A 4,027-nucleotide genomic window follows, 5' to 3' on the forward strand; every position below is an offset into this window, starting at 1 on the left:
GATGGTGTTGGTGTTGGTGTTGGAGTCGGTGATGGTGTTGGAGTCGGTGATGGTGTTGGAGTCGGTGATGGTGTTGGTGATGGTGTGGGAGTTGGTGATGGCGTAACAGTGAACTCGTAAGCACCACTATCAATAATCACTGTTCCATTTTGATCGCCATCAACAGGACGAGGTTGATTTTGTTGATCAGTTGTTAATGAATTATTGACTCCGGTATCAATAGCAGGACTACCAATTAATAAAGGATAAATATAAGTTCCGTTGACATTTTGGAGGGTTCCTAATTGAGGATCAACTTTGACAATATTTGTTGTCGCGTTATAATTATCTCCCGTTTGATTAGGATTTCCTGGCCATTGAATATTTCCGCCTAAATCGCTAAAAGTTCGATTAGTATGTTGTAAAATATTCCATGAATTCCCCCCATTATTGGCAGTATTATTATAGAAAATTGTATTTTGAACAGTCACCGTTTCATCTGATGCTGCGGAAACTCCACCACCTGCCCATCCTGCATAATTATCGGCAATAGTAGTATTAACAATATTAGTGGGGCCATAAAGAGCCATTGCCCCACCATTACCTTGATCTGTTGTTGCTTCTGCCCGATTTCCTGAAAAGGTACTATTAGTAATTGTTGTAGGAGCATCCATCATCCAAATGCCTCCACCTTGACTGGCTGCGGTATTATTTATAAAAGCTGTATTGTTAACTGTAAATCCCTGGTTTAATCCATTACTAATTTGAACAACAGCCCCCCCATTACCATTATTTCCGCCATTAGGAAGGGGTAAAATTTGGTTATTGATAAATAGATTGGAGTCAAAAATAACGTTATCTTGGGTTCCGGTAAATAGGTAAGCCGCGCCTCCTTCTCCTCGACCCATATTGCCTTCAAAACGGCTATTAACAATCCGAATCGTTCCTGATGGTTCATTCGTAGAACTAGCGCGATCTGTGTAAACAGCCCCTCCAAATCCTCTTAAAAAGGGGTTATTTTCACCCGTTGCATAAACAGCAGCAGTAGTTTTATTATTTAAAAAGGTAGAGTTTTCAATGGTTAATTTTCCATTTAAACTATTAATAGCTGCTCCATTAATTCCTTCATTTTCACTAAATTTGCTGTTGGTAACAATAATATTTCTAGGCCCCCAAAAGGCGATCGCTCCTGCACCTCGTTCATCATTACCTACGATCGCTTTATTTCGATTAAATTCACTATTATTAACCGTTAAATTACCTTCAAAGGCACTAAAAATTGCTCCACCTCCTTTGTCAGCGATATTATCATTAAATTTGACATTATCTATGGTTAAAATTCCTTGATGAGTTGTAGAAACTCCACCGCCTCGATCTGGAGTATACCCATTATTAATTGTCAGATTTTGAAGCGTTAAACTGGTTGGTGTAACCGATGTTGAATTGAGATAAAAAACCGTAAATTGGTTATTTCCACTAATGATTAAATTAGGATTATCAATCCCATCAATAATTAAATTTCTACCCACAGGAATATCTAATTTTCCTGTAGTTAGGGTAATAGTATTTCCTCCGAGGAGAGTCGGATTAAATTTAATCATATCACCAGACTGAGCTTGATTAATCGCGTCTCGTAATGAGCCTGCTCCCGAATCTTGATTATTAATAACGAACCGTTCAGCCATGCTTAATTTTCCTTTATGATAGAGAAATTAATGTTTGAAATTGTATTAATTTCTTCTCTATTGCTCCAAGCCATCAGGAAAAACTCTTATCTTTTTTTATTGCTATACTAGAGAGTCTATTTGTCGTGAAAAATCGCAGTATTTATTAAATATTTATTGCATATTTATTTGGGAAAAATTAAAGATACAATTTTGCTAATACCAGGAGGGGGTTAAGTTTCTGAGGGGGTCTGGGAATTGCTGAAATACCCATTCTTGGGTTGACCCCCTCAGATCGCCCTCTCTGTCTGGGTTTCAAGCATCGTTTATTGTTGTTTATTGAGAATAAGTAGCATTTATTGAAGGCGAAACTTGACGCCCTCAGATTTGGGGGTTTATAATCCAGTCAGAGTAAGGCTTCTACAAGCCTAGACTTTAGACTAAGAAATTAGTCGTATTAATGGAAACCGCAACTCCTGCAGCAAGTGCAGGAAACGAGAAGAAGACTTTAGACTAAGAAATTAGTCGTATTAATGGAAACTTTTTTTCCACCCTTGTCCCAGTTGATCAGGATTTCTTTAGACTAAGAAATTAGTCGTATTAATGGAAACCTGGACTTTCAAGGTCCCAACCAACGGTCCTCCGGGCTTTAGACTAAGAAATTAGTCGTATTAATGGAAACTTTAATGTCTCGCTCTTCAGCATTTTTTTGCTGTTGCTTTAGACTAAGAAATTAGTCGTATTAATGGAAACAAAAATTTCGTCAACTTCGGTTCCGCTTTCTTGAAAACTTTAGACTAAGAAATTAGTCGTATTAATGGAAACTCTCCATCTCCCCGTTCTATCTTTTTCTTTCTCCGGTGGCTTTAGACTAAGAAATTAGTCGTATTAATGGAAACAAAAAGTGTATCGTTTCCTGCTCCGCCAGAAAGCTTTAGACTAAGAAATTAGTCGTATTAATGGAAACTAATCACGATTCAAAAACTCTACTATTCCAAGAAATAGACTTTAGACTAAGGAATGAAAAATCAATAAATGGATTAATGAGTGAGTTGAGGTACGGCTCGATAGTTCCATTTGGGTAAATATTCATCAAAAACAATTTTCAGAGTTTTTTTGAAATGATCAGTTACCTTCCGACCCGTTTGATAGACCTGATCAACGACATTAACAACGACAGATAGCCCTGTATTAGTACGAGTTTTTTCCATGAGAGTTTTGACCAAACCAAGACTGGTAAAAATCACTCCTTGACAAGCTCGAGTTAGATGAGGAAAAAGTCGATGTTCAATGGGATTATATTTAGATGTATAGGGAGGGTAATGAGCAATTCTGATCTCAATTCCAATTTCATCCACTAACTTTTGTAAATCTTGTTTAAAAATATAATGATTAGCATTATTACTGCCACCCCCATCACACTTAGCTAAAATCGAATTGGCATGAGGATAGAGAGCTTTTCCATAATGATTCCACCAATGTTTAAGAGCATTACAAGCAAATTCACTGGTATCTTTACTGTTACCTAATGTTACATATCCTCGGTTTTTTTGAGTATCGTAAATGCCATGGGGAATGACTTTTCCATGACCTAAGCTCCAAAAATCATGATCCCAAGTAGTAACAGGCTCAGTTGTATACAGAGTACCTGGACGATATAAATTCCCTAAAACTTCTTTCTTTTTAGTGTCAAAACTAATAATAGGATTACCGGCTTCTCTATACAGGGTATCGAGTCTAGCAATATTTTCAAATTGAGCATTTCGGTCTTTATTAATTCCTGTAGTTTGCTTTTTTTGTGCTTTTCGCTTGACATACCCATGCTTTTTTAAGAGTTTCTTTACGGTGGGAGGACTGATATTAAATCCGGCTTCCTTAAGTCCCAAAGCAATTTCTTTGTGGGTTAAATTAGTCCATTTAATTGACTCGTTCATAGGATCTCCGGCTGTGCGGGACTTTAACACTTCTAAAAAGGCTTCATCTATTCCAATTTGGGTGGAAAAAATACTTTTTCTTCCTCCTCCTTTTTTTCTAATTCTTACATCATTAATAGTCTGTTCATCCAGTTCTTTTAACTCTTTTATTCCTCGGACGATTGTGTTTCGAGTACAACCCAACAGTTTGATGATATAACTAATTCCTCCCCATCCCAGTTTTTGAGCCTCTATCGCTGCATATCTTCTTTTATCCTTTTCTGATAAAGAGTTATAAAACTTTTTCATTTCTTCCTCAATTGAACTAGAATAAAACATAGGTTTTAAGTTAAGTTGTGTAGTTTAATCGAAAAATCCGTTGCCCGGTTCTCTCAATTTTTGTAAAATCTGCCATCAGTGCCTATACTTCATTATACCTGAAGCCCATCAAGTTATTACTTTTTCATTCCT

The 4,027-nt window shown here is 36.8% G+C and carries 2 protein-coding genes and 1 CRISPR repeat array; both genes read right to left on the minus strand.

Annotation, left to right across the window (positions count from 1 at the left end; translation table 11 throughout):
- Positions 1 to 1,664 (minus strand): choice-of-anchor Q domain-containing protein (locus PL9214_RS03005; RefSeq protein WP_281250299.1); only part of this gene is annotated, 1,664 nt, incomplete at its 3' end.
- A gap of 412 nt (positions 1,665 to 2,076) precedes the next feature.
- Positions 2,077 to 2,610: direct repeats of the CRISPR family, unit length 35 nt; unit sequence CTTTAGACTAAGAAATTAGTCGTATTAATGGAAAC.
- 73 nt (positions 2,611 to 2,683) lie between these two features.
- On the minus strand, positions 2,684 to 3,895 hold the full coding sequence (locus PL9214_RS03010) for an ISAzo13 family transposase (RefSeq protein ID WP_072721577.1): 1,212 nt from the start codon (positions 3,893 to 3,895) through the stop codon (positions 2,684 to 2,686).
- Between the last annotated feature and the right edge of the window lie 132 nt (positions 3,896 to 4,027).

Source organism: Planktothrix tepida PCC 9214 (assembly GCF_900009145.1).
Lineage (GTDB): Bacteria > Cyanobacteriota > Cyanobacteriia > Cyanobacteriales > Microcoleaceae > Planktothrix > Planktothrix tepida.

What these genes read in the sequence shown, in the direction of transcription:
- PL9214_RS03010 (WP_072721577.1), bottom strand. Translation starts at nt 3,895, where the DNA reads ATGTTTTATTCTAGTTCAATTGAGGAAGAAATGAAAAAGTTTTATAAC.